The 26,001-nt window shown below is 70.6% G+C and carries 22 protein-coding genes; 13 read left to right on the forward strand and 9 right to left on the reverse strand.

Annotated elements, in window-relative coordinates; translation table 11 throughout:
• Window positions 1–11: 11 nt before the first annotated feature.
• The gene (locus tag KIK09_RS20780) at window positions 12–803 is read left to right on the forward strand and encodes an ABC transporter ATP-binding protein (protein ID WP_308164211.1); all 792 of its coding nucleotides are present in this window, start codon (window positions 12–14) and stop codon (window positions 801–803) included.
• Here KIK09_RS20780 and KIK09_RS20785 read toward each other — a convergent pair.
• The gene (locus KIK09_RS20785; RefSeq protein ID WP_214320934.1) at window positions 800–1,507 is read right to left on the reverse strand and encodes an acetoacetate decarboxylase family protein; all 708 of its coding nucleotides are present in this window, start codon (window positions 1,505–1,507) and stop codon (window positions 800–802) included. The two genes, KIK09_RS20780 and KIK09_RS20785, sit on opposite strands and share 4 nt — an antisense overlap.
• Before the next feature lie 95 nt (window positions 1,508–1,602).
• Between KIK09_RS20785 and KIK09_RS20790 the strand changes: the two genes are divergently transcribed.
• Both KIK09_RS20790 and KIK09_RS20795 read left to right on the forward strand, forming a co-directional pair.
• A complete protein-coding gene (locus tag KIK09_RS20790; protein WP_308164264.1) occupies window positions 1,603–2,055 on the forward strand; it encodes an RNA polymerase sigma factor in 453 nt (150 codons plus the stop codon).
• A complete protein-coding gene (locus KIK09_RS20795) occupies window positions 2,052–2,945 on the forward strand; it encodes a hypothetical protein (protein ID WP_214320936.1) in 894 nt (297 codons plus the stop codon). Before KIK09_RS20790 ends, KIK09_RS20795 begins: the two co-directional genes overlap by 4 nt.
• On the opposite strand, the gene KIK09_RS20800 is transcribed toward KIK09_RS20795, so the two are convergent.
• The 4 genes from KIK09_RS20800 to KIK09_RS20815 form a co-directional block, all read right to left on the reverse strand.
• Window positions 2,942–3,931, reverse strand: a complete 990-nt coding sequence (locus KIK09_RS20800; protein WP_214320937.1) for a glycosyltransferase — start codon at window positions 3,929–3,931, stop codon at window positions 2,942–2,944. The genes KIK09_RS20795 and KIK09_RS20800 overlap by 4 nt on opposite strands.
• Before the next feature lie 49 nt (window positions 3,932–3,980).
• Window positions 3,981–5,162, reverse strand: a complete 1,182-nt coding sequence (locus KIK09_RS20805) for an acyltransferase family protein (RefSeq protein WP_214320938.1) — start codon at window positions 5,160–5,162, stop codon at window positions 3,981–3,983.
• Window positions 5,163–5,329: 167 nt separating this feature from the next.
• Window positions 5,330–6,964, reverse strand: a complete 1,635-nt coding sequence (locus tag KIK09_RS20810; protein ID WP_214320939.1) for an LCP family protein — start codon at window positions 6,962–6,964, stop codon at window positions 5,330–5,332.
• 126 nt (window positions 6,965–7,090) lie between these two features.
• The gene (locus KIK09_RS20815; RefSeq protein WP_214320940.1) at window positions 7,091–8,488 is read right to left on the reverse strand and encodes a hypothetical protein; all 1,398 of its coding nucleotides are present in this window, start codon (window positions 8,486–8,488) and stop codon (window positions 7,091–7,093) included.
• 55 nt (window positions 8,489–8,543) lie between these two features.
• On the opposite strand from KIK09_RS20815, the gene KIK09_RS20820 reads away from it, so the two are divergent.
• The 3 genes from KIK09_RS20820 (at window position 8,544) to KIK09_RS20830 (ending at window position 12,745) form a co-directional block, all read left to right on the forward strand.
• Window positions 8,544–10,580, forward strand: coding sequence for a hypothetical protein (locus KIK09_RS20820; RefSeq protein ID WP_214320941.1), 2,037 nt, complete (start codon window positions 8,544–8,546; stop codon window positions 10,578–10,580).
• Window positions 10,581–10,793: 213 nt separating this feature from the next.
• Window positions 10,794–11,690: a glycosyltransferase family 2 protein gene (locus KIK09_RS20825; RefSeq protein ID WP_308164212.1), complete on the forward strand. Its 897-nt coding sequence runs from the start codon at window positions 10,794–10,796 to the stop codon at window positions 11,688–11,690.
• Window positions 11,687–12,745, forward strand: coding sequence for a glycosyltransferase family 4 protein (locus KIK09_RS20830; RefSeq protein WP_214320943.1), 1,059 nt, complete (start codon window positions 11,687–11,689; stop codon window positions 12,743–12,745). Before KIK09_RS20825 ends, KIK09_RS20830 begins: the two co-directional genes overlap by 4 nt.
• Here KIK09_RS20830 and KIK09_RS20835 read toward each other — a convergent pair.
• From KIK09_RS20835 to KIK09_RS20845, 3 genes are read right to left on the reverse strand one after another with little or no spacing between them, the layout of a single operon-like run.
• On the reverse strand, window positions 12,646–13,599 hold the full coding sequence (locus tag KIK09_RS20835; RefSeq protein ID WP_214320944.1) for a lysylphosphatidylglycerol synthase transmembrane domain-containing protein: 954 nt from the start codon (window positions 13,597–13,599) through the stop codon (window positions 12,646–12,648). The two genes, KIK09_RS20830 and KIK09_RS20835, sit on opposite strands and share 100 nt — an antisense overlap.
• A gap of 12 nt (window positions 13,600–13,611) precedes the next feature.
• Window positions 13,612–14,679, reverse strand: a complete 1,068-nt coding sequence (locus KIK09_RS20840; protein WP_214320945.1) for a TFIIB-type zinc ribbon-containing protein — start codon at window positions 14,677–14,679, stop codon at window positions 13,612–13,614.
• A 10-nt stretch (window positions 14,680–14,689) separates the two neighbouring features.
• Window positions 14,690–15,754 (reverse strand): SPFH domain-containing protein, encoded by a 1,065-nt coding sequence (locus KIK09_RS20845; RefSeq protein WP_214320946.1) that lies wholly within the window; start codon window positions 15,752–15,754, stop codon window positions 14,690–14,692.
• Window positions 15,755–15,849: 95 nt separating this feature from the next.
• Between KIK09_RS20845 and KIK09_RS20850 the strand changes: the two genes are divergently transcribed.
• The 7 genes from KIK09_RS20850 (at window position 15,850) to KIK09_RS20880 (ending at window position 25,190) form a co-directional block, all read left to right on the forward strand.
• Window positions 15,850–16,677, forward strand: coding sequence for a class I SAM-dependent methyltransferase (locus KIK09_RS20850; RefSeq protein WP_214320947.1), 828 nt, complete (start codon window positions 15,850–15,852; stop codon window positions 16,675–16,677).
• Between the two features lie 23 nt (window positions 16,678–16,700).
• The gene (locus KIK09_RS20855; protein WP_308164213.1) at window positions 16,701–17,585 is read left to right on the forward strand and encodes a lysylphosphatidylglycerol synthase domain-containing protein; all 885 of its coding nucleotides are present in this window, start codon (window positions 16,701–16,703) and stop codon (window positions 17,583–17,585) included.
• 95 nt (window positions 17,586–17,680) lie between these two features.
• Complete coding sequence (locus KIK09_RS20860; RefSeq protein ID WP_250573529.1) at window positions 17,681–18,799, forward strand: glycosyltransferase family 4 protein; 1,119 nt, start codon at window positions 17,681–17,683, stop codon at window positions 18,797–18,799.
• A gap of 32 nt (window positions 18,800–18,831) precedes the next feature.
• On the forward strand, window positions 18,832–19,911 hold the full coding sequence (gene manB, locus KIK09_RS20865) for a mannose-1-phosphate guanylyltransferase (RefSeq protein WP_250573530.1): 1,080 nt from the start codon (window positions 18,832–18,834) through the stop codon (window positions 19,909–19,911).
• A 26-nt stretch (window positions 19,912–19,937) separates the two neighbouring features.
• Window positions 19,938–20,834 carry a DNA-3-methyladenine glycosylase family protein gene (locus tag KIK09_RS20870; RefSeq protein ID WP_214320949.1) on the forward strand — a complete coding sequence of 299 codons (897 nt, stop codon included), beginning with the start codon at window positions 19,938–19,940 and terminating at the stop codon, window positions 20,832–20,834.
• A gap of 18 nt (window positions 20,835–20,852) precedes the next feature.
• Window positions 20,853–23,387, forward strand: coding sequence for a bifunctional FO biosynthesis protein CofGH (locus KIK09_RS20875; RefSeq protein WP_214320950.1), 2,535 nt, complete (start codon window positions 20,853–20,855; stop codon window positions 23,385–23,387).
• 60 nt (window positions 23,388–23,447) lie between these two features.
• Window positions 23,448–25,190, forward strand: a complete 1,743-nt coding sequence (locus KIK09_RS20880; RefSeq protein WP_308164214.1) for a substrate-binding and VWA domain-containing protein — start codon at window positions 23,448–23,450, stop codon at window positions 25,188–25,190.
• 64 nt (window positions 25,191–25,254) lie between these two features.
• On the opposite strand, the gene KIK09_RS20885 is transcribed toward KIK09_RS20880, so the two are convergent.
• Window positions 25,255–25,992 (reverse strand): lytic polysaccharide monooxygenase, encoded by a 738-nt coding sequence (locus KIK09_RS20885; RefSeq protein WP_214320952.1) that lies wholly within the window; start codon window positions 25,990–25,992, stop codon window positions 25,255–25,257.
• Between the last annotated feature and the right edge of the window lie 9 nt (window positions 25,993–26,001).

The following is a 26,001-nucleotide window of genomic DNA, read 5'->3' on the forward strand; positions in this document are numbered from 1 at the left end:
CACCTGCCCGCGTGAACATCTCCGACACCGGGCCCGTGCTGCGGGCCGAGGACGTCGACGTCGTGCGTGACGGCACCCTGCTGCTGCGCTCGATCTCGCTGACCGTGGAACGCGGCGAGCACTGGGCGCTGCTCGGCCCCAACGGCGCCGGCAAGAGCACGCTGCTGGCCCTGCTGGGCGCCGTCAAGCACCCCTCCCGCGGCGCCGTGGAGGTCCTCGGCCACCGCCTGGGCCGGGTGGACGTCAGGGAGCTGCGCTCGTTCCTGGGCCACGTGAACCCGCGCCACGAGCTGGAGTCCGGCCTGCGGGTCCGCGAGCTGGTGCTGACCGGCGTCACGAACACGATCGAGCTGGTGCCCCGCTGGTCGCCGACCCCGGAGCAGGAGGCGCAGGCCGACCGGCTGATCGACCTGATGGGCATGACCGCGAGGCGCGACTCCCGCTGGCCCACCCTGTCGCAGGGCGAGCGCGGCCGGGCGCTGATCGCGCGGGCGCTGATGCCGAGCCCGCGGCTGCTCCTGCTCGACGAGCCCGCCACCGGGCTCGACCTGGCGGCCAGGGAGCAGTTGCTCAGCAGCCTCGACACGCTGCGCCGCGAGCATCCGGAGATGGCCACCGTACTGGTGACCCACCACCTGGAGGAGCTGCCGGTCACCACCACGCACGCGCTGCTGCTGCGCGAGGGCGAGTGCATGGCCTCGGGCCCGGTCTCGGACGTCCTGACGACGGACCTGGTCAGCAAGTGCTTCGACCACCCGGTCCAGATCGCCAGGACCGACGGCCGCTGGTCGGCCCGCGCCTAGACGATCTCCGCGTCCTCGAACGACATCGCGGCGTGCGAGACGGTCGCGCTGAGCAGCGCCGTCTTGGGCAGTCCCAGCTCGCTGAGCTCCTTGGCGATCGGATGGTTGCCCAGGCGGATCAGCGCCCCGCCGGGTCTGACCCGCACGCCGCGCACCCGCATCCAGGCCGGGATGTGCCGCGTCACGCCGTCCAGATGGGTGTAGGCGCTCAGCGACGCGGGGCCGCCCGGCACGGGGACGCCCGGCTTGAGCAGCATGTCCAGCACGAGCCTGCCGTCCTTGCGCAGGATGCAACGCTTGTACGGCGAGCGGAGCCGCAACTCGATGTCCGCCAGCTCCTTCGGAAACCCCCAGAGCGTCCGTCCCGCCTCCCGGGTGAAGCCCTGGTCGACGGGCAGCCAGTGGACGAACGCGCCCGCCTGCCGCAGGTCGTTCATCCCCACCGAACCTGTCACGCCCGGCGGCCGGATCAGGAACACCACCCCGAACTCGTGGTAGGCGTCGAGGTCCCCGTCGCGGTAGTCGACGAAGACGAGCTGGCAGATGGCCTTGCCGGGGAAGACCTCGGCCACGTCGAGCCCGGAGTAGGCGATGACGGCCCGGGCGGCGTCGGCGCGCACGGCATACATGGCGCTGCAGACCGTGGCGTTCCTCACGCGTACGGGCATGCTCACCGTGCGGCCCTGGATCGTATGCGGTGCCATGCGTCCAGTACATCAACCGGCAAGCCGTGTGACCATTCCCGCCCTGACCCCGTCTGCTCTGATGTGACAATCACGACGACGCGGAGGCCGCCATCATCGAGGAGCTCTATCGCGAGCACTGGCCGCTCGTGTGCGGGTTCCTCCTGCGCAGGACCCGCGACCCCCACCTGGCCGAGGACCTCGCCCAGGAGACCTTCGTCAAGGCCACCAGGGCGTTACTGGGCTGGCGCGGCGAGAACCCGGCAGCCTGGCTGCTCACGATCGCCCGCAACGTCCTCATCGACCACGTCAGGCGCGCCCGCCGCGAGCTGGAGCTGCCGCACCCCGACGAACTGGGCGTGCCCGCGCTCCACGAGGACGCGCTGGTGGTCCGCGACCTGCTCGACCGCCTGCCTGAACGGCACGGCAAGCTGCTCACCCTGGTCTACCTGGAGGGCTTCTCGCTGGTCGAGGTGGCCGCGATGACGGGGGCCAAGCACGCGACGATCAAGACCGCGGTGTGGCGCGCCAGGGCCGCGTTCGCCGAGCTCTACGGGGAGAAAGCATGACCGAGGAACTGCCGGACCTGCCCACCTTCGACCCCGGACGCACCCGCAAGGCGGTCAGGCGCGGCCTGTACAGGACCGTGACGATCGTGCTGGCGATCCTGCTGGTGCTGGGGCTGGCCGCCACCGAGGGCTCGCGTCTGCTCCAGACGCGCGGCGACCGCGTGGAGCGGATGCAGGACGTGCTGGTCACGGCATTCAAGCTCTACAACCCGGCCTACCAGATCGCCGGGCTCGACTGCTGCGAGACCACCCCCTGGTCGCTGTCGTTCACGTTCTCGGCCAGCCCGATCCGTGCGGGTATCGGTTTCGGCCCGTACGGCGGCTCCTACTACACGATCAGCCAGGACTTCTTCGGCCGCGTCGGCCACCTGCCGCTGGGCAACGACGCCAAGACGCCGCTGACCACGGCCCTGTCGGACCTCGGCACGGGCATCCGCCCCAAGGACGACGTGCGCAAGGTGCTCGCCAGGCTGCCGGCCGACCTGCGCGCGCTGGCGGTGGTCGAGTTCGCCAAGCCGCTCACCGACCAGGAGATGCGGGCCTTCCACGAAGTCTGCCCGACGAGCGTGGTCTACGAGCACCGCCCCAGCGACGTGCCGATCACCTGGGGGGACATCACCTGGGATCGTGGGCCGACCGAGGACTCGAAGTGCGGAGGCAGCCTGAAGAACCTCCGGGCCTGGGTCAAGATCCTGCAGGAGTCCGACCAGGCCAATCTCAGCAGCTTCGGCTTGAGCCTGGACAGGCTGCGCAAGGCGGCCGCGGACGGTCTGGCCTACGCCTACGTGGACGACTACACCTCGATCGCGGAGCTACGGAAGATCATCGAGGACCCGCGGGTCAGGACGGTCCGGCTGGCCGATGTGGCCTTCGACCTCGACCACCCCTAGACGGCCAGCGCGTGCTCGGGAACCCCGGCATAGCGCTGCATCAGTGACACGAACGTCGCCGCCTGGTCGGGCCAGTGGTAGCGCAGCAGCGCCTCCGCGTGGCCCCTGGCTCCCAATTCGGCCCGCCGTACCGGATCCTCCTTCAGGTCCAGTACGGCGTGCCGTACGGCCTCCACGTCGAGCGGGACAGCGATCCCGCAGCCCACCCGCTCCACCAGCGCGGCGGACTGCGGGGTGGTGATCACGGGGATGCCGCGGCCCATGTAGTCCAGCACCTTGGTCGGCACGCCCCGCACGGACGCGCTCGCCAGCGACAGGCCGGCGAGCGCGCCCTCGGCCATGCGCAGGGCGTGCCGGTTGGGCACGTACCCGTACCAGTCGAGCAGGCCGACGCGCTGGGCGTCACGCAGCAGCGGGCGCACGTCGCGGTCGGCCGCGCCGATCAGGTCCATCCTGATGCCGTGCGGGATGAGCCGCTCGGCCAGCCCGATGAGCTCCGACACGCCGCGCTCGGTGGTCAGCCGTCCGAGATGGACCACCCTGGTGTCGCCGGGCGGGGGTGGATATGACGACACCAGAGTGGCCTCCGGCACGACCTCACCTGTCGCCGAGCCCGCAACGGCGTCGGCGGCGATGACGTGGTGCCGTCGCCGCGCGCGGGCGAGCCGCCGTTCCGAGACCGGCTCACGTACGTCCCAGACGACGGGCGGGCGGCGGTACGGCAGGGCGCGCAGCAGATCGTGGTCGTGGACCATCAGCAGCTCTGCGTCCTTGACGCCACGCCGCAGTGCCGACCGCGCCCGGCTGTAGGCGGCATGGCGAGGCACGTCGATGGCCGTGATCGGCATCGGGGGCGTGACGTTGAAGAACGTGAACGGCGCGACGTAGGTCACCTGGTGGCCCGCGTCGAGCAGCGCCCGGATCTGCCGATGCATGATCCGGGCGTCCTCGGGGTGGTGGACTGTGGTGGCGACGCATACCCGCATGTGTCGATGCTCGGCAACAACCCGGTCAAGGGCGTGAATGCGGGTGGAATTACCGCTTAACTTCCGAAGGGCGCCGATACAGCCAGGTCAGTCGGGGCTCCAGCACCCACTTGAAGATCGTGCGGGTTTCCGGCAGGCACAGCACGATCGCCAGCGCGAAGGCGCTCGCGGCGATCGCCGCCACGCCCAGCGGCCCGTACAGCCACGGCACGTCGAGCCAGCCCATCTGCTTGGCGATGAGCACCGGGATGCCGTGCAGCAGGTAGCAGTAGAGCGTGCGGGTGCCCAGGTCGGAGAACCAGGTGTCGCGCCGCGGCACCAGCGCCAGGATCGCCAGGCTCATGGCCAGCGCGCACACCAGCAGGCCGGTGCGGACCGCCAGGCCCATCCACCACGACAGGCCGAGGTCCTGGTAGCTGGCCTTGAAATAGAACGGGTCGAGCGGCGCGTGCGGCGCGATGTAGATGGCCACGCCCGCCGCGCACACCAGGATGATCCCGGAGGCGACCTTCACCCATCGCCGGTTGAGCAGCTCGAAGTGCTCCGGCTGCATCATGAGCCCGATCACGAAGAACGGCATCAGGCCGAAGAAGCGGTCCATGCTGAAGTCGCCGGTGATCTGTGAGAATCCGGCGAACAGGTAGACCGCGATCGAGATCGGGATCGGATACTTCATCCGTTTCCACACCGGCCCGGTCAGCCGCCAGAACAGCAGGGCTACCAGGTACCAGTTGAGCCACGACGGGTCGATGATCGTGAGGCTCCACTTCTGGCCGACTGAGTAGCGCAGCGCGGCGTAGCCGATCTCGACGATGACGTACGGGATGACGAAGGTGTCGACCAGTTTGTTCGTCTTGGCGTTGGAGTTCCAGAAGTTTCTGGACAGGTAGCCGCTGATGATCACGAACAGCGGCATGTGGAAGGTGTAGATGAACAGGTAGAGCGCGCGGGAGGAGTCGGCGTCGAGCGTCGGCACCAGCGAGTGGCCGACGATCACGCACGCGATCAGGATGAACTTGACGTTGTCCAGGTAGGGATCGCGCTTCTTGGCCGGCCGTGGCTCCGGTTCGGGCTCAGGCTCCGGCTCCGAGTCGAGCACGCCGTGGGGGTCGTTGGCCTCGCTCCAGAACGCCTCTTCCGGCAGCGGCCATTTGGCGCCGGTGTTGGCCGGCCCCTGATCGGCGTCGGACGGGCTCCTCTGGACCGGGGGGGAAGACTTGGTGTCGGACACGTGGGAGATCGCTCAGCTTTGCTCGGGGACACGACAGCCGACCTTGACTGCCGCGTTGACGACGCCCGGCGCGTGGCGTTGCCGTTCCGAGCAACTTTATTACGGCGAGACCGCTCCTGTCTCTTCAGGAACTCCAGGAACCCCGATTACACAGGGAACTTGGAGGATCATGCGCAGGAGCTCTTGGCCTGGTTGGCGCTGATGGTCTGGTTGTTCACGCTGTCAGGAAGCTTGGTCACCTTCACGCCCTTGAAGTCCGATCCCACGATCAGCTGGATCGTCGGCGCGCCCTTGACCGGGGTCGTCGTCGGCGTGGTCGTGGGGACGTAGGGCTGCGGGTTGACCGCCTTGGCCTTGCCCGCGGTGGGACCGGGCTTGGGATCCATCGCGGCGGACAGGACGGCGGCGTAGTCGGCGCCGGTGGCGTCCTTCTTGGCGTAGCGCAACTCGGTGGTGGGCTGGCTCTTGCCGTCGGGGGCCTGATAGTTGCCGACGCCGACGACCTGGAAGCCCTCCTTGCTGAGCTGGTCGGCCACCTCTTTGGCCTTGCCGAAGGTGGTGGTGCCGTTGAGCACCTGGACCCGCACCTGCTCGGGCTTGATGTCGGCCTTGGGGGCGGTGGTGGTGCCCGTGCTCGGCTTGGCGGTCGGCAGCGTGACGTCCACGTCGGATTTGATCGCGTTGAACAGCACGTTGGCGTCCTGGGTCCACACGACCCGGTTCTTGTCCTCCGGGTCGGGCCCCCACGGGACCGTGGTGAAGTTGATGCCACCGGTGGTCATCTTCTTGACGCTCTGGGCGATCTCGATCAGTTGCTCGGTGTCGTTGGCCAGGTCGGGGTCCATGGTCACCGACTTGCCCGCGGCGGCGATGAAGTTCCGCAGCCTGGGCACGTCGGTCAGCAGGTCGCTGCTCATTGCCTTGGCCACCACCTTGCTGAGGAAGAGCTGCTGGCGCTTGATGCGCTGGATGTCGCTGCCGTCGCCGTAGTGGCGCAGGCGCACGAACCCGAGCGCCTTCTCGCCGTCGAGCAGGCTCTTGCCCGCCGGGAGCACCAGGTGCGAGTTCCGGTCGTTGACTCCGGACTTCAGGCAGATCTCGATGCCGCCCAGCGCGTCGACGATGCTCTTGAAACCGCTGAAGTCGACCTCGGCGAAGTGGTCGATACGGATGCCGGTCAGCGACTCGAGCGTGGCGATCGTGCAGGCGATGCCGCCCGAGTTGTAGGCCGAGTTGATCATGTCGCGCCTGGCCGGCATGACCTGCTTGGTGCTCTCGTTCTTGCATGCGGGGATCTGCACCATCGAGTCGCGCGGGAAGCTGATCAGGCGGGCCTTGTCGCGGTTGGGGGAGATGTGCAGCAGGATGATCGTGTCGGTGCGCTTGCCGCCGCCGTCGGCTTCGCGGGCCAGCTTCTGGCCGTACCTGGCGTTGCCCTTGCCCGCGCGGGTGTCGGAGCCGACCAGCAGCACGTTGAGCGCGCCGGTCTCGGCCGGGCGCGGGCCGACGATGTCCTGCTTGAAGTCCTTCTTGATGATGTTGCCGACCGCGTCGCGGTAGACGACGTAGGCGGTCAGCGAGCCGGCGACCATGATCGAGGTCATCGCGATGCTGATCCAGGCCAGCAGACGCATCTTGCCGCCGCCGGCGCCGCCGCCGCTGCGGTGACCGCGCGGCGGGAGGTCCTCCGGGGGAGGCGGGGGCGGCGGCGGGGTGGCGCCCGCCCTGCGCGACATCCGGGAGCCGGGCTGTGTGGGCGCGGCGCGGCGATCATCGATGGATGTCCCCCGGTAATCGCTCATACGCCCCCCTCGCACGCCGGCTAGGTCGTTCTGCGCCACGAGACTAGGTCACGTACGGCGTACCCGAGGCCATGATCGTGGTAATCGAGCGTGACCCGGGCGTGATGCAACCGCCAAAGAGCATACTCAGAGTTGGACAATTCGTGGAATATCCGTGCCAAAGTCTTTAACATCGGCGCAGGTCGGACGAACCGCCAAAGCCGCCGCGAGACAGGCGAGCGGTACGGCGGGCAGGACGTAGCGGTAGTCGAACTCCGCGACGGCGGGCGGCACCACCAGCAGGCCGATGCCCACGGTCCACGGCACGAGCCACTCCGGCGTCCAGCCGTTGCGCGTCCGCCTGCCGTACCTGCGCCAGAGCGACATGGCCGGCGGGACGAGCAGGACGGCGAGCAGCACGGTGCCGGGCAGGCGGGCCACGTCCTGGTAGGCGCGCATCCAACCGGCGTAGGGCTCGACGACCTGGGTGCCGATGGGGCCCTGCTCGTAGCGGGTGGCCATGGTGACGCCGAGGTCGGCGGCGTGGCGGCCCGGCGGGGGCGGGGTCGCGGCCGGGAACTCGTAGTAGCCGTAGATCTCCTGGTCGGGGTAGACCGGGCGGCCCCAGGTGAAGCCGCGGCCCAGCTCGGTCAGCACGGACCCGGCGTAGTCCAGCGGCTGCTTCGTGATGGCCAGGGTGGCGAAGCGTCCCGCCAGGTCGTCGGTCGGCTTGATGAAGCTGTCGCCGGGGATGCGCACCAGCGGCGAGTCGGCGCCCCAGATGTACTCCTGCGAGGGCGGTCGCCGGGACGGCGGCCGCGGATCGCACAGGACGCGCAGGTCGGGCGGGGGATCCATCTTGGCGCAGTCGGCGAAGGACATCGTGCGGGCGTAGAGGAAGACGCCGTTCGCGCCGACGACGCCGACCCGCTGATAGGTGGCGTAGAACCAGCCGCCGTAGGCCACGATCGGCGCCACGGCGGCCACGAGCAGCACGCCGGTGATCCTGAACCGGCCGCGCAGCAGGAACCAGACCACGAAGATCACGATGAGCGGCTGGCCGATCGTCCTGGTCAGCGAGGCGGCCGCGAGCAGCAGCCCGATGGCCACGGCCGTACGCCAGGTCGGCGCCCGGCCCAGCGCGAGCACCACGGCGGCGGCGATCAGGAACATGAACAGCGTGTCCGAGACCAGCAGATGCTCCAGCTCGATCTGGTAGGCGTCGAGCAGCACGGGAACGGTCGCGAGCACGGCCGCCCACTCGGGCGCCGCCGCGCGCCTGGCGGCGACGTAGACCAGCACGCCGACCGCCAGCCCCATCGCGTGCTGCACGCCGGTCACGACCGCGAAGCTGTGGAAGGGCTCGAACAGCTTCATGAACATCGAGTAGCCCGCCGGGCGGACCAGGTCGGGGCGCGGGCGGAAGACGGTGACGGTGTAGGTGTAGGTGTCGGGGAACCACAGCGCGGGGCGGTAGCCCAGCATCGTGATCACCCGTAGCACCACCCCCGCGGCGAGGACGGCGGCAAACCATTTCGCCCGCACGTCGCGTAACGCTACCCGCCCTTGTCGCCGGTGTTGGATACGCTCCCGATCACCGATGCGACTTGCCCTGCCTTCCCCCGAACGCAGGCCGTCGGCGGGCCGGGTGCTCGCCGTGGCCTCCCTGCTGCCTGCTCTCCTGGTGGCGGCCTTCCTGCTCGCCGGGCTTCCGCTGCTGCTCGCGGGGTGGTTCAGGCCGCTGCCCGTGCTGCTGCTCGGGGCCGTGATCGCCGTGTTGCTGTGCCGGGTCGCGCTGCGGCTGCCCGAGACGGTGGGCGCCACCGCGCGCCACACCTGCGGGGTGCTGGCCATCGCGCTCGGCTCGGGCGTCTTCAACGCGGTCATGCACGGCGAGCAGCTGATCGTCCGCCGCGACCCGGCCACGTACGCGCAGTACGCCACGTGGATCGGCGGCCACGGCTCGCTGCCGATCCCGTCGCAGGCCTGGGCCTTCGGCGGCGCCGACCCGTCGCTGGTGTTCCGCAGCGTGGGCTTCTTCGACGTCGACGGGTCGGTGGTGCCGCAGTTCATGCCGGGCCCGCCGATGCTGTTCGCGGTGGGCGGCTGGCTCGGCGGGATGCTGCTGACGCCGGCCGTGCTCGGCGCCCTGGCCGTGCTGACCGTCGGCGGGGCGGTCGGGCGGCTGGCCGGCGGGCGGTGGGCGCCACTGGCGGCCTTCGCCTTCGCCGTCGCCATGCCGATCCTGTACACCTCGCGCACCACGTTCAGCGAGATCCCGTCGCTGATCCTGCTCTTCGGCGGCATGGCGCTGCTCCACGACACGCTCCAGACCGAGCGCGTGCGCGTCTGGCCCGCGGCCGGGCTGGCGGGGCTGGTGTTCGGGCTGGCCGTGCTGGTGCGCGTCGACGGGCTGCGCGACGTGCTGCCGGTCCTGGCCTACGCCGGGCTGCTGATCGCGCTGCGCCGGTTCGGCCGTCCCGAGGGCCGCGTCGGGCCCGCGCTGCTGGCCGGGGTCGCCGTGGGGGTGGGGCTCGGGCTGCTGGCGGCCTACCTGCTCGCCCGGCCGTACCTGGCCTACCTGTCGCGCTCGGTCAACCCGCTGCTGCTCATCTGCGCCGCCGTCCTGGTCCTCACGGCCCTGGGTACGGCTGCCGCCCCCTGGCTGGCCGCCCGGGTCCGCCTCCCCAGGCGGCTGCCGGAGATCGGGGCGGCGCTGGTGGTCCTGGTGATGGCCGGGCTCGCCGTACGCCCGTGGGTGCAGACCGTGCGGCGGGTGCCCACCAACCCCGACGACCAGCGCACCTTCAGCTTCATCGCGGACACCCAGCGGATCCTGCGCCTGCCGATCGACGGCACCCGGCTGTACTCGGAATACTCCCTCCACTGGGTGATCTGGTACGTCGGCGTGCCCGTCGTCGTGCTCGCCACGCTCGCCGCGGCCGTGCTCGTGCGCAGGCTGCTGCGCGGCGGCGCCTCCTTCGAGTGGCTGCTGCCGCTGGCGGTCATCGGCTGGACCACGGTCACCACGCTGCTGCGCCCCGAGATCACGCCCGACCAGCCGTGGGCCTCCCGCCGCCTGGTGCCCGTCGTCGTCCCCGGGCTGATCGCGCTGGCCGTGTGGGGGCTGGGCTGGACGCGCGACAAGACCCGCAGGCTCGGGTACGGCAGGCGCACCCAGACCGTGGTCGCGGTGCTCGGCACGCTGCTCGTGCTGGTGCCGCCCACGGTGACGTCGATCGGCACGGCCTTCATCCCGATCGAGCGGGGCGAGCGGGCGGCGGTCGAGGCCATGTGCGCCCAGATCCCGGCCAACGCCTCGGTCCTCATCGTCGAGCGGGTCACCGGCGACCGTTTCACCCAGCTCGTCCGCGGCATGTGCGACCGCCCCACGGCCCGGGCCGGCATCATCTCCGATGAGGTCGCCCCGTTGCCCGAGGTCCGCCGCCTGATCTCCCGCATCCGCGCCGCGGGCCGCGTCCCTGTCATCCTGGCCGCCCAATCCGACCAGGTCAGCCTCTACGGCCCACCACGCCAGGTGATGGCCCTGGTCACCCGCCAGGACGAGCGCTCACTCCTCGACCCGCCCAACGGCACCTGGTCACTGCGCGTCAACGTGTGGATGGCCCTGCCTTGACCACGCCTGTCGCACACCCGCCGGGGGCGGCGTAGCGGGTGGAGCGGTTGGTGGGGGAGATGCCCGGGGTAGACTACGTGACGGATCATTACAACGCGTGACGACGTGCTGGTCGTCCAGCCGCCGTTGAGGTGGTGTGGACCTGGCGTTCAGGTCGGCCGAGTACTCTCGACGCACGTGAGCACGCTTGAGACCCCCCAGAGTGGACCCACCGTGGATGAAGAAGCGCCCTACGTCACGATCGTCCTGCCCTGCTACAACGAGCAGGACCACGTCATCGACGAGGTCGAGCGCATCACCAAGGCGATGGACTCCAGCGGCTACACCTACGAGCTGGTCGCTGTGGACGACTGCTCGACCGACCAGACGCTGGCCCGCCTTGAGGAGGCCGCGCCGCGCTTCCCGCACCTGAGGATCAGGGCCTTCCACCGCAACGGCGGCTCGGGCACCGTGCGCAGGATCGGCACCCAGGAGGCCAGGGGCGAGATCGTCGTCTGGACCGACGCCGACATGACCTACCCGAACGAGCGCATCCCCGAGCTGGTCCAGATCCTGGAGAAGGACCGGACGGTCGACCAGGTCGTGGGCGCCAGGACGACCGAGGAGGGCTCGCACAAGATCCTGCGGGTCCCGGCCAAGTGGGTCATCAGGAAGGTGGCGGAGAAGCTCGCCGGTCAGAAGATCCCCGACCTCAACTCGGGGCTGCGGGCCTTCCGCAAGTCGGTGGCCAGGCCGTACCTGCGGCTGCTGCCGCCCGGGTTCTCCTGCGTCACGACGATCACGCTGTCGTTCCTGTCGAACCAGCACGACGTCTACTACCTGCCGATCGACTACGCCAAGCGGGCGGGCAAGTCGAAGTTCAGCTTCGTGTCCGACGCCTACCGCTACATCCTGCAGGTGCTGCGGATGATCATGTACTTCAACCCGCTCAAGGTGCTCATGCCGCCGGCGCTGTGGCTGGTGGCGATCGCGCTGGTCAAGGGGATCTACGACATGTTCGTGCACCCCTTCTACTTCCCGACCAACACCATCATGATCTTCCTGTCGGGGCTGCTGATCGGGTCAGTGGCGTTGCTCGCCGACCTGATCGTGAGGTCCCGCGGCGAATGAGAATCGCGATCGTCGGCCCGACATTTCCGTATAAAGGCGGCGGCGCGCAGCACACCACGGAGCTCGCCCACCGCCTGTCGGCTCAGGGCCACGACGTCGTCATCGAGTCGTGGAAGGCCCAGTACCCGGGATTCCTCTATCCGGGCCAGCAGACGATCGACGCCCCCGAGGGCGAGCCGTTCCCCCGGACGCACAGAAGGCTCGACTGGCGCCGACCGGACGGCTGGGTCGCCTGCGGGCGCCGGCTCCGCGGTGCCGACCTGGTGATCCTGGCCGTCCTGAGCCCGGTCCAGGTCCCCGCCTATCTCGGCATCCTGTACGGCATGGCCGGCAGGACCCGGGTCGTCGCCCTGTGCCACAACGTGCTCCCGCATGAGCGCAAGCCGTACGACAGACCGCTGATGAAGGCCCTGCTGAAGCGGGTCGACGGCGTGCTCGCCCACTCCGAGCAGCAGGCCGAGCTGGCCAGGACGCTGACGGACCGGCCGGTCACGGTGGCCGCGATGGCACCGCACCTGCCGGCCGGGCGGGCCGGGCAGAACGGCGCGCAGGTCCACAGGAAGCTGCTGTTCTTCGGGATCGTCCGGCCCTACAAGGGGCTGGACCTGCTGATCAGGGCGCTGCCCGAGGACGTCGGGCTGACCGTGGCGGGCGAGTTCTGGGGCGGCATCGAGGAGACCAGGGCCCTCGTCCAGGAGGTGGGCGCCGAGGTGGACCTGAGGCCCGGCTACGTCGCCGCCGAGGCCGTGCCGGGGCTGTTCGAACAGAGCGACGCGCTGGTGCTGCCCTACCGCAGCGCCACCGCCAGCCAGAACGTGTGGCTGGCGTTCGAGCACGGCAGACCGGTCATCGCCACCCGGGTGGGCGCGCTGGGCGACCACGTGACCGACGGGGTGGACGGGATCCTCGTGGAGCCCGGCAGCGTCGAGGCGTTGCGGACCGCGATCGAGCGCTTCTACGAGCCGGGCGAGCCGGAGCGGTTGCGGTCGGGCGTCAAGTCGGTCGACCCTGAGCCGTTCTGGTCGGCGTACGTGGAGACCCTTCTCAGGGGCTGAAGCAGGAAAGCGATCCCGGCCAGCGCCGCGTCGCCCAGCGTGAACAGGACCCGCGACACCACGGCCACCACCAGCGCGGGCCCGTCGCCGATCAGCGGCTTGAGCACCAGCCACATCGCGCCCTCGCGCACCCCGACCCCGGCGGGCACGACGAACGTCAGCAGCCCGGACGCCCAGGCGAACGCGTACGCCCCGGTGCAGATCAGGTAGAGGTCGAACCGCCCCGCCAGCAGCATGGCGTGCACGCCGTACACGAACCAGCCGAGCGCGGTCCAGGCGACGGCCACCAGCACGGTCCTACCGGGCAGGACGCTGTCCAGCGGTTCGCGCCTGGCGATCCGCAGCGCCAGGTTCAGTCCCCAGGTCAGCACCCGGGGATGCAGGCACACGATGATCACCGGCACGAGCAGCAGCAGGTACCAGGCCTGCCGTACCGCCTGCTGGGTGGCCAGCGTCGCGGCCGCGATCGAGATCGCCACCCCGAGGTTGATCACCAGCGCGAGCGAGATGCAGGCGAAGGTACGGCGCGGCGGGCTGCCCTGGTCGCGCCCGAGATCCATCATCGCGGCGTAGGCCCAGACCGAGCCGGGGATGTACTTGCCCAGCTGGCCCACGAACATGATCCGCCCGGCGGTCCGCAGCGGCAGCGGCGAGCCGAGCCCGGCCAGCACCTGCCGCCAGGCCACCAGCATGCAGTACTGCCCGGCGAGCACCGCGGCGAAGGCGCCCGCCAGCGCCCACGGTGAGAGCTCGGCCAGCGCCGCGGTGGTGTCGGTCCAGTTCCTGGCCAGGCCGTACCCGAGGAAGGCGAGGGCGACCAGGGCGAGGAGGATGCGCACCAGGCGGCGGAACATTGGCCAAGCGTCTCACTTGTTGGCGAGGTAAATCCATACGACGGCGGCGATGACCGCGAGCGCCGCCAGCACGGCGATCGTGATCTTCACGGCGCTGTAGGGGCGGTCACCCTGCACCTCGCCGGTGACGCCGTTGATGAGCACCTGGTAGGTCCTGCCGCCGAACAGGTAGCAGCCGATCCAGACCGGCAGCAGCACGAGCTTGAACGTGACGTCGGAGTAGGTGGTGTCGACGCTGTTCACGCGCTGCTCGTCGCCGCCGATGTCGTGCCTGCAGTCCTGCTCGATGACCTCGGCCATCTGGCCCTTGGCCTCCTCCAGGCCTGCCTCGGGCTCGGTGTCGTAGCGCAGGCTGTGGTGCCCGGCGACGTAGCTCGGCTCGAAGGCGACCGCCTGGTGCAGCGGCCAGGGCTCCAGGGCCACCAGGCGCTTCCTGGGGACGTGGCCGGTGGCGGTGATCAGGAGGTCGTCGAAGTCGCGCGCGACCGTGCCACTGGCGGAGTACCAGCGGGTCTTGCGCACCTGGCGGGTCTTGGTCTCGCCGTTCTCGGTGTAGGTCTCGGTCACGTAGTAGTGCTCGCCGCGCATGCCGGTGTAGTCGGAGACCGTGTCGGCGTCGAAGGTCCAGTGCGGGAGGTAGGTGCTCTTCATGGATTCCGCCTCCGACACCTTCTTCAGGCGGTTCGGGGCGAACCAGCGGGATTTCACCCACTTTTTCAGCTCTTCGCGGGATTTCGTGCGGTCGACGGCGAAGGGGACGACCGCCTCGGGGGCGACCTGCGGGTCGCTGCCCGTGTCGGCGACCAGGCCGGTGCCGCAGAACTGGCAGCTCTTGGACAGCGCGTCGCTCTCGGTGCGCGCCCCGCAGCCCGGGCAGGCGAACTGGTGCGGCGCCACGGCGGCGACCCTGGGCTTGGCCAGGAAGGCGTCGTAGGAGTGCTCCATGACCTGGCGGGCGGGGGCGGCGATGCGCTGCTCGCTGCCGCAGTACGGGCAGCGCAGCACGGTGGTGCCCGGGGCGAACTCCACGTTCGCCCCGCAGCCCGCGCAGGGGTGGGTGATCTGGGTGGGGGAGGTCACGTCGTCCTGCCTAGGCGGGAGGCAGCGGGGGAGGGGTGCTGTTCAGCAGGGCCGCGAGCTCCGGCACGTCACGGGCGGGCGTCCACTGCGCCATGCCCGCCTTCCACACCAGCGCGTCGGGGGTCAATCCGGCCGCGGACAGTCCCTGCCTGTCGAACGGCCCGCGTCGCTCGCCGCCGACGCCGAGGAACCACTGCTCCTGCGGAGGAAGAGGAGGAGGCGCCTGACCCGTCGGCTGGGACAGGGCTGCCGCCATCTGCTGGCCGGCCGCGATGCCCATCCCCAGGCCCATGCCCTCGCCGGCGCCGCCGGCGTTCTCCAGCGCGTTGGCCGCCTGGAACCTGGTGTAGGCGTTGAGGTCGCCCACGATCCCCATCGAGGTCCGCTTGTCCAGCGCCTGCTCGACCTCGGGCGGCAGCGAGATGTTCTCGAAGGAGAAGTTCGGGACCGTCAGCCCCACCTTGGCCAGGTCGGCGCTGAGCACCTCGGCCAGCTGCTGCCCCATCGCGTGCTGGTTGGCCGCCATGTCGAGCACCGGCACGTTGGCCGTGCCGAGCGCGCCCGCCAGCCGTCCGACGATCATCTGCCGCAGGTAGCCCTCGACCTCCTCGGTCCTGAACTGCGGGTCGGTCCCGGCCAGCTCCTGGATCAGCAGCCGGGCGTCGATCACCTGGACCGAGTACGCGCCGAACGCCCGCAGCCGCACCGGGCCGAACTCGGGATCGCGCACCATGACCGGGTTCTGCGTGCCCCACTTGAAGTCGGTGAACTGCCGCGTGCCGACGAAGTAGACCTCGGCCTTGAACGGCGAGTGGAAGCCGTACTTCCAGCCCTTCAGCGTCGACAGGATCGGCAGGTTCTGCGTCTCCAGCGTGTAGGTGCCCGGTGGGAAGGCGTCGGCGATCTGCCCCTCGTTGACGAAGACCGCGGCCTGCGACTCGCGCACGACGAGCCGGGCGCCCATCTTGATCTCGTTGTCGTACCTGGGGAAGCGCCAGACGATCGTGTCGCGGCTGTCGTCGAGCCATTCGACGATGTCGATGAACTCGCCCCGAATTTTGTCGAACAACGCCACATTGACCCCATTCGTTGCCGTTTCACCGGGCGGGCCACCGTACCAAAGCTCGTTCGATGACGGATTAACGACGCGCCCGGGTACTGTTGGGCGGCGTGGGTGAGCAACGAGTCGCGCAGCTGGAGTACTCCGAGTTCCAGTCGGCGATGCTCGACGAGGACAAGCGCAGGCGCAAGGCGGCGAAGATCATCGCCGTGATCGAGCACTTCCACGGGCCCCTGAGCGGGCAGACCGTGGGCGACGTCGGCTGCTCGGCCGGGTTCATCGCCGACGAGCTGGCCGGCGCGGGCGCCCTGCACACCCTCGGCATCGACATCGACGTGCCCGGCCTGCGCAAGGCCGCCGACCGCTTCGGCGAGCGGGTCGGCTTCGTCTGCGGCGACGGCACCGCGCTGCCCTTCCCCGACGGCTCGATCGACGTGCTGGTCTTCAACCACATCTACGAGCACGTGGTCGACCCCGACGGGGTCGTGGCCGAGATGCACCGGGTGCTGTCCGACGACGGCGTGCTCTACCTGGGGCTGGGCAACCGGCTCGGCATCATGGAGCCGCACTACAAGCTGCCGTTCCTGTCCTACCTGCCGCCCCGGCTGGCCGACCGCTACGTGCGCGCCTCCGGCCGGGCCGACCACTACTACGAGCGGTTCCGCACGCGGCGCGGGCTGCGCAGGATGCTGCGCGCCTTCCACGTCTGGGACTACACCTTCCCCGTGCTGGCCACGCCCCGCCGCTTCGCCGGGTCCGAGCTGTTCCCCGGCGCGCTCGGTCGGGTGGCGCAGGCCGTACTCGCTCGTACGCCGCGCGCGGTGCTCAGGCTGCTCCTCCCGCTCGTGCCGACCTACCTGTGGGTCGCCACCAAGAAGCCCCGCCGCCCGCGCGGTCCCGCGCTGCCGCAGCCGCCCGAGCGGGTCCTGCCGCTGTGAGTACGGCGGGCAGGCCGAACGACGTGAGCGTCCCCGCGAGGCGCTCGAGGCTGAAGAAGGTCGTCCGCCTGGGGTTCCTGGCGGTGGCCCTGGGGTTCGGCACGTGGGCCGTGGCCAGGCAGTGGGACGACGTCGTCGCCGGGTTCGCCCGGCTGTCGTGGGGCGCGGTCGCCGGGTCGCTCGTCGCGGTGGTGGCCGCCCTGCTCGGCGCCATGATGACGTGGCGCACCCTGCTGTCCGACCTCGGCTCGCCGCTGCCGCTCAAGGCCGGGGCGAAGGTGTTCTTCGTCGGCCAGCTCGGCAAGTACATCCCCGGCACGGTCTGGCCGATGCTGGCCCAGATGGAGATGGGCCGCGACCTGGGCGTGCCGCGCTCGCGAAGCGCGGCCGCGTTCTTCCTGATGATGCCCATCCAGCTGGCGACCGGGCTGCTGGTGTCCCTGGTCACGCTGGGCTGGGACAGGTACGGCTGGCTGCTGCTGTTCATCCCGGTCCTGTTCGTGCTGCTCGAACCCAAGGTGATCAACGCGGTGATCGGGTTCGGGCTCAGGAGGCTGAAGCGGGAGCCGCTCGAGCGGCCGCTCACCCGGCGCGGCATGCTCGGCGCGCTCGGCTGGGCGCTGGCCGGGTGGACCTGCTACGGCGTGCACCTGTACTTCATCGCCCCGCAGGGCGGGATGGTGTTCGCGATCGGGGCGTTCGCGCTGTCGTGGTGCCTGGGCATCATGACGTTCGTGGTCCCCGCGGGCGCCGGGGTGCGGGAGTTGGCCATGGTGGCCGTGCTGGCGCCCGTCCTCGACCGGGGCTCGGCGATCGCCGTGGCGCTCACCTCGCGCATCGTGATCGTGATCGGCGATCTGATCTGCGCGGGTTTGGCGGGAATCGCAGCCAGGCGCGAGTCGGTGTGATTTGGCCCACGATTTGGGGGAGGCTGGGCATAGGGTGAACCAGGAGGGGGACGACCCGAGTCCCACGTTGATCTTGAGGGGAGAAGATCTTCGTAATGCCTCGAGTGCTCGTCGACGCCGCGGCGGTCCCCGCAGACCGCGGTGCGTTGATCAGATATGTTGACGGGCTGATCGCCGCCCTCGACCGGGCCGGTGCCGATCTCGTGGTCGTCTGCCAGCGCGCGGACGCCGAGAAGTACGGCCGGCTCGCTCCTTCCGCCACGATCGTGCCTGGACCTGTCTCCATCACCAACCGCGCCGCCCGCCTGGCCTGGGAGCAGACCGGCGTCCCGCTGCTTGCCAGGCAGAACTCCGCCGACGTGATCCACGCGCCGTACTACTCGATCCCGCTGCGGTCCGGCGTGCCCACCGTGGTCACCGTGCACGACGTCACCTGGTTCACCGAGCCCGACCAGCACAGCGCGGTCAAGGCCTCCTTCTTCCGCTCGGCGACCAGGACCGCGGTACGGCACGCCAACCGGGTCATCGTGCCCTCCAAGGCCACCAGGGAAGAGCTCGTCCGCGTGCTCGCCGCCGATCCCACCCGCATCGACGTCGCCTACCACGGCGTCGACCAGGCGATGTTCCACCCGCCGAGCGAGGAGGAGGTCAGGCGGGCCACCGACCGGCTGGGGTTGCACGGCCGGCCGTACGTGGCCTTCCTGGGGGCGCTCGACCCGCGCAAGAATGTGCCGAATCTCATCCGCGGGTTCGCCGCCGCGGTCAAGAGCGTCGACGACCCGCCCGCGCTGGTGATCGGCGGCGGGGTGCACGAGGACGACGTGGACGCCGCCTGCCGCGAGGTCGAGGCCACGATCAAGGTCGTGCGGCCCGGCTACCTGCGCATCCCCGACCTGCCGGGGTTCCTGGGCGGGGCGCTGGTGGTGGCCTTCCCCTCGCTGGGCGAGGGGTTCGGGCTTCCGGTGCTCGAGGCGATGGCCTGCGGGGCGCCGGTGCTGACCACGCACCGCACGTCGCTGCCCGAGGTGGGCGGCGACGCGGTCGCCTACACCGAGCCGGATGCCGATAGCATCGCCGAGGCGTTGGCCGCGCTGCTCGCCTACGCCGACCGGCGGGCCGCGCTGCGGAGCGCAGGGCTGGCCAGGGCTCGGGAATTCACCTGGGACGCCTCCGCCGAGGCACATCTGAGCGCCTATCAACGTGCAGTCGAATAGTTGGATAACCTCACACAGTGATGGAGAGCTCCTTGCCAGATCTCGAGGCGATCCTGCTGGTCGGAGGGCAGGGCACCCGCCTGCGTCCGCTGACGCTCGGCACGCCGAAGCCCCTGCTGCCGACCGCCGGTGTGCCCTTCCTGGCCCACCAGCTGGCGCGGGCCCACGCCTTCGGGGTCCGCAGGATCGTCTTCGCCACCTCCTACAAGGCAGCGATGTTCGAGCCGGTGTTCGGTGACGGCTCCGACTTCGGGCTCTCCCTGGAGTACATGACCGAGGAGACGCCGCTGGGCACCGGCGGCGCGATCCGCAACGCGGCCCAGGCGCTGACCTCCGGGCCCGACGCGCCGGTGCTGATACTCAACGGCGACATCCTGTCGGGCCACGACATCGGCGATCAGGTGCGCACCCACCTGGCTCGCCAGGCCGCTGTAACGCTCCATTTGACCGAGGTCGACGATCCGACCCGGTTCGGCTGCGTGCCGACCGACGGCGACGGGCGCGTCACGGCCTTCCTGGAGAAGACGCCGAATCCGGTGACGAACCGGATCAACGCCGGGTGCTACGTCTTCACCCGTTCGGTGATCGACTCGATCCCGGCGGGGGAGGTGGTCTCCGTCGAGCGGGAGACGTTCCCCGGGCTGATCGAGTCGGGCGACCTGGTGCTGGGGTACGCCGACCGGACCTACTGGCTCGACGTCGGCACGCCCGCGGCGTTCGTGAAGGGCTCGGCCGACCTGGTGCTGGGGCGGCTGGCCTCGCCCGCGCTGCCGGGTCCGACGGGCGAGTACCTGGCGCTGCCGGGGGCGGTCGTGTCGCCCGAGGCCAAGGTGCGCGCCGGATCGACCGTCGGGGCCAGGGCCGTGGTCGAGGCGGGCGCGACCGTCGACGGCAGCGTGCTCGGCGACGACTGCGTGGTCCACACGGGCGCGACCGTGACCGACTCGGTGATCGGCAGGGGCGCGCGCGTCTGCGCGGGCGCGGTCGTGCACGACGCCGTGATCGGCGACGGCGCGGTCGTGGGCCACGGCAACGAGCTCAGGGCGGGGGTCCGCATCTGGCCGGGCGTGGAGCTGCCCGACTGCGCGGTCCGCTACTCCAGCGACGTCTGAGCCCGGTCACGGGGCACACTGGACAGGTGAAGGAACGGGAGTGGGCGCCCGCGTGGCCCCTGGAGATCGGGCTCGTGCTGGGCCCGCACGGGCACGGCGGCCACGACCCCACGTTCCGTACCGCGCACGACGGCGCCGTCTGGCGCACGTCGCGCACGCCTGACGGCCCCGGCACGCTGCGCGTGTCGGTCAGGTCCGGCCACGTCATCGGGCAGGCCTGGGGGCCGGGCGCCGACTGGCTGCTGGAGACCCTGCCAGCGCTGCTGGGCGCAGATGACGATATTTCGGGCTTCAGCGTGAAACATGAGGTGCTGGAGGACGTGGCCAGGCGCCACACCGGCCTCCGCATCGGGCGGACGGGGCGCGTCATGGAGGCGCTGGTGCCCGCCGTACTCGAGCAGAAGGTCGTCGGCCAGGAAGCCTGGCGCGCCTGGGGCTGGCTGCTGCGAAGGTACGGCGAGCCCGCCCCCGGCCCCGCGCCCGAGGGTATGCGCGTGATTCCTGAACCCGGGGTGTGGCGGGAGATCCCCGCCTGGCACTGGCACAAGTCGGGGGCGGAAGCCGTAAGGGCCAGGACGATCGCGACCGCCGCCTGGCACGCCGACAAGCTGGAGGCCGCCGCCACCAGCGAGGAGGCCGACAGGCTGCTGCGCATGCTGCCCGGCATCGGCGTGTGGACCTCGGCCGAGGTCAGGCAGCGGGCCTTCGGCGACCCCGACGCGCTCAGCGTGGGCGACTACCACCTGGCCAAGCACGTGGGCTACGCGCTGACGGGGGAGAAGACAGACGATCCCGGCATGCTCCGGCTCCTGGAGCCCTACCGAGGTCACCGGCACCGGGCCACGATCCTGATCGGGCTCACCGGGCTGCGCCCGCCCAAGCGCGGGCCACGGATGGGGGTCCGCGACTACCGGTCTTTCTAGCTTCCGTAGTGTCTGGGTATGACCACCGCACTCAGGCGGGCCCTGGCTCGCGCTCGCGACGGCAAGTCCCTTGACCTCACCGAGGTTGGCGTGCTGCTGGAAGCACGCGGCGAACACCTCGACACGTTGCTCTCCCACGCCGCCCGGGTGCGGGACGCCGGTCTCGAGGCCGCGGGCCGGCCCGGCGTCATCACCTACAGCAGGAAGGTGTTCATCCCGCTGACCCGCCTGTGCCGTGATCGCTGTGGTTACTGCACGTTCGCCACCGCGCCGCACAAGCTGGAGTCGCCGTTCCTGAGCCCCGACGAGGTGCTGGAGATCGCCCGGCAGGGCGCGGCGCTCGGGTGCAAGGAGGCGCTGTTCACGCTCGGCGACCGGCCTGAGGACCGCTGGCACCAGGCCCGCGAGTGGCTCGACGCGCACGGCTACGACGACACGCTCTCCTACGTGCGCGCGATGGCGATCAGGGTTCTGGAGGAGACCGGGCTGCTGCCGCACCTCAACCCCGGTGTGATGAGCTGGCGGGACCTGCAGCGGCTCAAGCCGGTGGCGCCGTCGATGGGCATGATGCTGGAGACCACCTCGCGGCGGCTGTTCGAGGAGAAGGGCGCGCCGCACTACGGCTCGCCCGACAAGGACCCCGCGGTACGGCTGCGCGTCCTGGAGGACGCCGGGCGGGTCAACGTGCCCTTCACCACCGGGATCCTGATCGGCATCGGCGAGACCCTGGAGGACCGGGCCGAGTCGCTGTTCGCGATCCGGCGGGTGGCCCGCGAGTACGGCGGCATCCAGGAGGTCATCATCCAGAACTTCCGCGCCAAGCCCGACACGGCCATGCGCGGCCTGCCCGACGCCGACCTGCAGGAGCTGGCGGCGACCATCGCGGTGGCGCGGCTGGTCCTGGGCCCCCGGGTGCGCCTTCAGGCGCCGCCCAACCTGATCGACTCCGAGTACGAGCTGATGATCAGGGCCGGGATCGACGACTGGGGCGGAGTCTCGCCGCTGACCCCCGACCACGTCAACCCCGAGCGGCCCTGGCCGCAGATCGACGCGCTGGCCGCCCGCACGGCCGCCGCCGGGTTCGAGCTCAAGGAGCGGCTGACGATCTATCCGGAGTACGTGCGGGCCGGCGAGCCCTGGCTCGACCCGCGGGTGATGGCCCACGTGGACGCGCTCGCCGACCCGGAGACGGGGCTGGCCCGCGAGGACGCCGTGCTCGAGGGCCGCCCGTGGCAGGAGCCCGACGGCGGTTTCACCCCGTCCGGCCGGGTCGACCTGCACGTCACCGTGGACACCACCGGGCGCACCCAGGACCGCCGCGACGACTTCGACCACGTCTACGGCGACTGGGACGCCCTGCGCGACCGCCTGCCCTCCGGCTCCGCCCCGGTTTCCGGCGACGTACGGCAGGCACTCAAGAAGGCCGAGGCGAACCCCGCGGGACTCACGGACGACGAGGCCGTGGCGCTGCTGAGCGCGGAGGGGGAGGCGCTGGAGGAGCTCGCCCGCCTGGCCGACCACCTGCGTCGTGAGGCCGTCGGCGACGACGTCACCTACGTGGTCAACAGGAACATCAACTTCACCAACGTCTGCTACACCGGGTGCCGCTTCTGCGCCTTCGCCCAGCGGCGGACCGACGCCGACGCCTACACGCTGAGCCTGGACCAGGTGGCCGACCGGGCGCAGGAGGCCTGGGACGCGGGCGCCACCGAGGTGTGCATGCAGGGCGGCATCCACCCCGACCTGCCGGGCACGGCCTACTTCGACCTGGCGCGGGCGGTCAAGGAGCGGACTCCCGACATGCACGTGCACGCCTTCTCGCCGATGGAGGTGGTCAACGGGGCCGGCCGTACGAATCTGTCGATCGAGGACTGGCTGGTGGCGGCCAAGGAGGCGGGCGTGGACTCGCTGCCGGGCACCGCGGCGGAGATCCTCGACGACGACGTGCGCTGGGTGCTGACCAAGGGCAAGCTGCCCGCCAACGACTGGATCGAGGTCATCAGTACGGCGCACCGGGTGGGCATCCCGACCACGTCCACGATGATGTACGGCCACGTCGACAACCACCTGCACTGGGTGCGGCACATCAAGCTGATCAGGCGGATGCAGGAGGAGACGGGCGGCTTCTCCGAGTTCGTCCTGCTGCCTTTCGTGCACAACAGCGCGCCCATCTACCTGGCCGGCGTCGCCAGGCCCGGCCCGACCGCGCGCGAGAACCGGGCCGTGCACGCGCTGGCCAGGATCCTGCTGCACGGCGCCATCGACAACATCCAGTGCTCGTGGGTGAAGCTGCGCGACGACCTGTGCCGTCAGGTGCTCGACGGCGGCGTCAACGACCTCGGCGGCACGCTCATGGAGGAGACGATCAGCCGGATGGCCGGCTCCGAGAACGGATCGCACAAGACGATCAGCGAGCTGCGCGCGATGGTCACCGGCCGCCCCGTCAGGCAGCGCACCACGGAGTACGGCCGGCCGAGCGCGGAACGGCTGGCCGCCTCGGCCGCGAGCGACGGCGTGTGCCAGAGCGTCAGGAGGGTTCTCCCGCTGGTGTAGTGATAACAAGTTCTACCGGCCCTTGCGCCCCCCATGGGGCCGGTTGGCAGAATCGACGCCGTGTCGTTTGGACAGCACCGCGCCAGCCCGAGTCCCGAGCAACGCAGGAGAAAGGCCCTGCTGCGCGGCATACTTGCCGGTGTCGCGGTGCTCGCCGTGGTGGCGGGCACGCTCGTCGTGTTACTCGGCGGTGGCGGCGCGCTGTGCTCGACACGAGAGCCTGTTCTGGTCAGCGTGGCGGCCGCGGTCGACGTAGCGCCGGTGGCCATGGAAGCGGCGGGTCGCTTCAACGACACCAAGACCACCGTCGGCGGCCGGTGCGTGCTGGTCCAGGTGACCGAGCAGCCGCCGGCCACCGTGCTGCGCACGCTCATCGGCGACAAGGCGGGCGTGCTGCGCGAGCGGCCCGACGGCTGGATCGCCGACTCCTCGGCCTGGATCCGGCTGGCCCGCAAGCAGGGCGCCGCCGCGCTGCCCGCAGGCGAGAGCGTGGTGGCCACCTCGCCGCTGGTGTTCGCCACCCGGTCCTCGCTCGCGCAGCGCTTCGCGGTGGGCAGGACCGAGATGAACTGGCGCATGGTCTTCCCACCGACCGTGCGCGGGCGGCTGCGGCCCAACGCCGACGAGCCCGACGTGGTGCGCGTGCCCGACCCGTCACTGGCCGGGGCGGGCATCGCCACGGTGGCCGCCGCCCGTGACGTGGTGGGCAGCGGACCGGCCGCCGACAAGGCGCTCACCGCGTTCGTCCGGTGGGCGCAGGCGGGATCCGCGCCCGACTACCGGACCATGCTGGCCGCCGTGGACGACCACACGTTCTGGAAGCGGCCGGTCGTCATCGTGCCCGAGCAGTCCGTCTGGAACCACAACCAGCAGCCCTCCGCCGACCCGGTCGTGGCGCTGCACCCGCGCGAGGGCACGATCAACCTCGACTACCCCTACGTGGTGACCGCCACCGACCCGACGGTGGCCGAGGCCTCGACGGCCTTCGCCGACTGGCTGCGCGGCCCCGAGGCGCAGCAACTGGTACGGCGGGCGGGCTTCAGGTCCGGCGACGGCACCCTCGGCCCGGTCTCTCCTGGACCGCAGATCCCCACCGACCAGCCCAAGACCCGGCCGTCCGTCTCGCCCCAGGACATCGACGACGCCCTGCAGGCCTGGAGCCGCCTGGCGCCGCCGACCAACATCCTGGTGCTGGCCGACACCTCCAAGCACATGGCCGAGCCGCTCAAGGACACCACCCGGCTCGGCGTCGCGCTGGCCGCGGCCAAGATCGGCCTGCAGCTCTTCCCCGAATCCACGCACATGGGCCTGTGGGAGTTCGCCCAGGGCATCGACCGGCTCAAGCCGTACCGCCAGCGGGTCGGGCTCGGACCGATCAACAAGCCGGAATCGGGGCAGGTGGTACGGCGGGGCCGCCTCGACGAGCTGACCAGCACCATCACCGCGCACGGGGAGCTGGACAGCTCCCTGTACGACACGGTCCTCAGCGGGTTCCGCTCGGTCACCAGCTCCTACCGCGAGGAGATGAACAACACCCTGCTCGTCATCACGGCGGGCAAGGACGACGGCCACGGCGTCAAGCTGCCCCAGCTCCTCGACAAGCTGCGCCGGGAGTGGAATCCGTCGCGGCCGGTGCAGATCGTCATCATCGCCTTCGGGACAGGGGCGGACACGGCCGGCCTGCAGCGCATCACCGAGGTGACCAACGGGTCGCTGCACGTGGCGCAGAAACCGGACGAGATCATCGACGTCTTCCTCAGCGCCCTGGCCCGCCGCCTCTGCCATCCGACCTGTTCCCCGTAGGTTGGGGGGCGCCCCCGGTGGCGCCCCCCAAGTCTTTCTGCTTTTCGATCTTTCGGCCTTTCGATCAGAGGTGCTGCCAGAGGGCCGGGGTGTTCGGGGGTTCCCAGCCGGGGAGCGAGGTGTGCGCCTGGATGCAGCGGTAGCCGGCGCCCGCGTACGTCACCTGGTCACCGATCGCGTAGGCGTGGTTGGCCACCCAGGTGCCCGCCGGGACCGTGGGCGTGGGGGTCGGCGTCGGAGTCGGGGTGGGCGTCGGGGTCGGCGTGGGCGTCGGCGTCGGGGTGCCGCCACCGCCGCCGATCTGCAGGTCGATGCAGGAGTAGAAGGCGTTGGCCGTGTCGGAGATGTTCCAGATGGCCAGCACCTTCTGGCGGCCCGAGTACCCGGACAGGTTCACCGTGTGCGTCACCGTGGCGGGTGGTTGCTGGCCGTTGCCGTTGACGACGGCCACCCGGGTGTTGCCGATGTAGTACTCGTAGTTGAGCGTGGCGTGCCGGGCGGTGAAGGTCCAGGTGAAGTTCACCGTCGTGCCGACGGATGTGACCGGCCACGGCTTGCTCTCGTCGCTGAGCTGGGCGAAGCGGGAGTTGCCGCCGTCGCAGCTGCGCAGGCCCTTGGGGCCCTCCACGCTCTGCGGCTCGTAGATGATCTCGCCGCAGTCGGGCACCTTGCCCTGCGCACAGAACGCCTGGCGGCTGGGTGGGGAGTTGACGTAGCCGTGCGCCATGGCGGGGCCGGAGGCGACGATGGTGGCCGCGAGTGTGATCACCGCGGCGCTGAGTAAGGTGAGGATTCTTCTCATGGAGGCTGG

This window comes from Nonomuraea sediminis (assembly GCF_018531495.1).
GTDB classification, from domain to species: Bacteria; Actinomycetota; Actinomycetes; order Streptosporangiales; family Streptosporangiaceae; genus Nonomuraea; species Nonomuraea sediminis.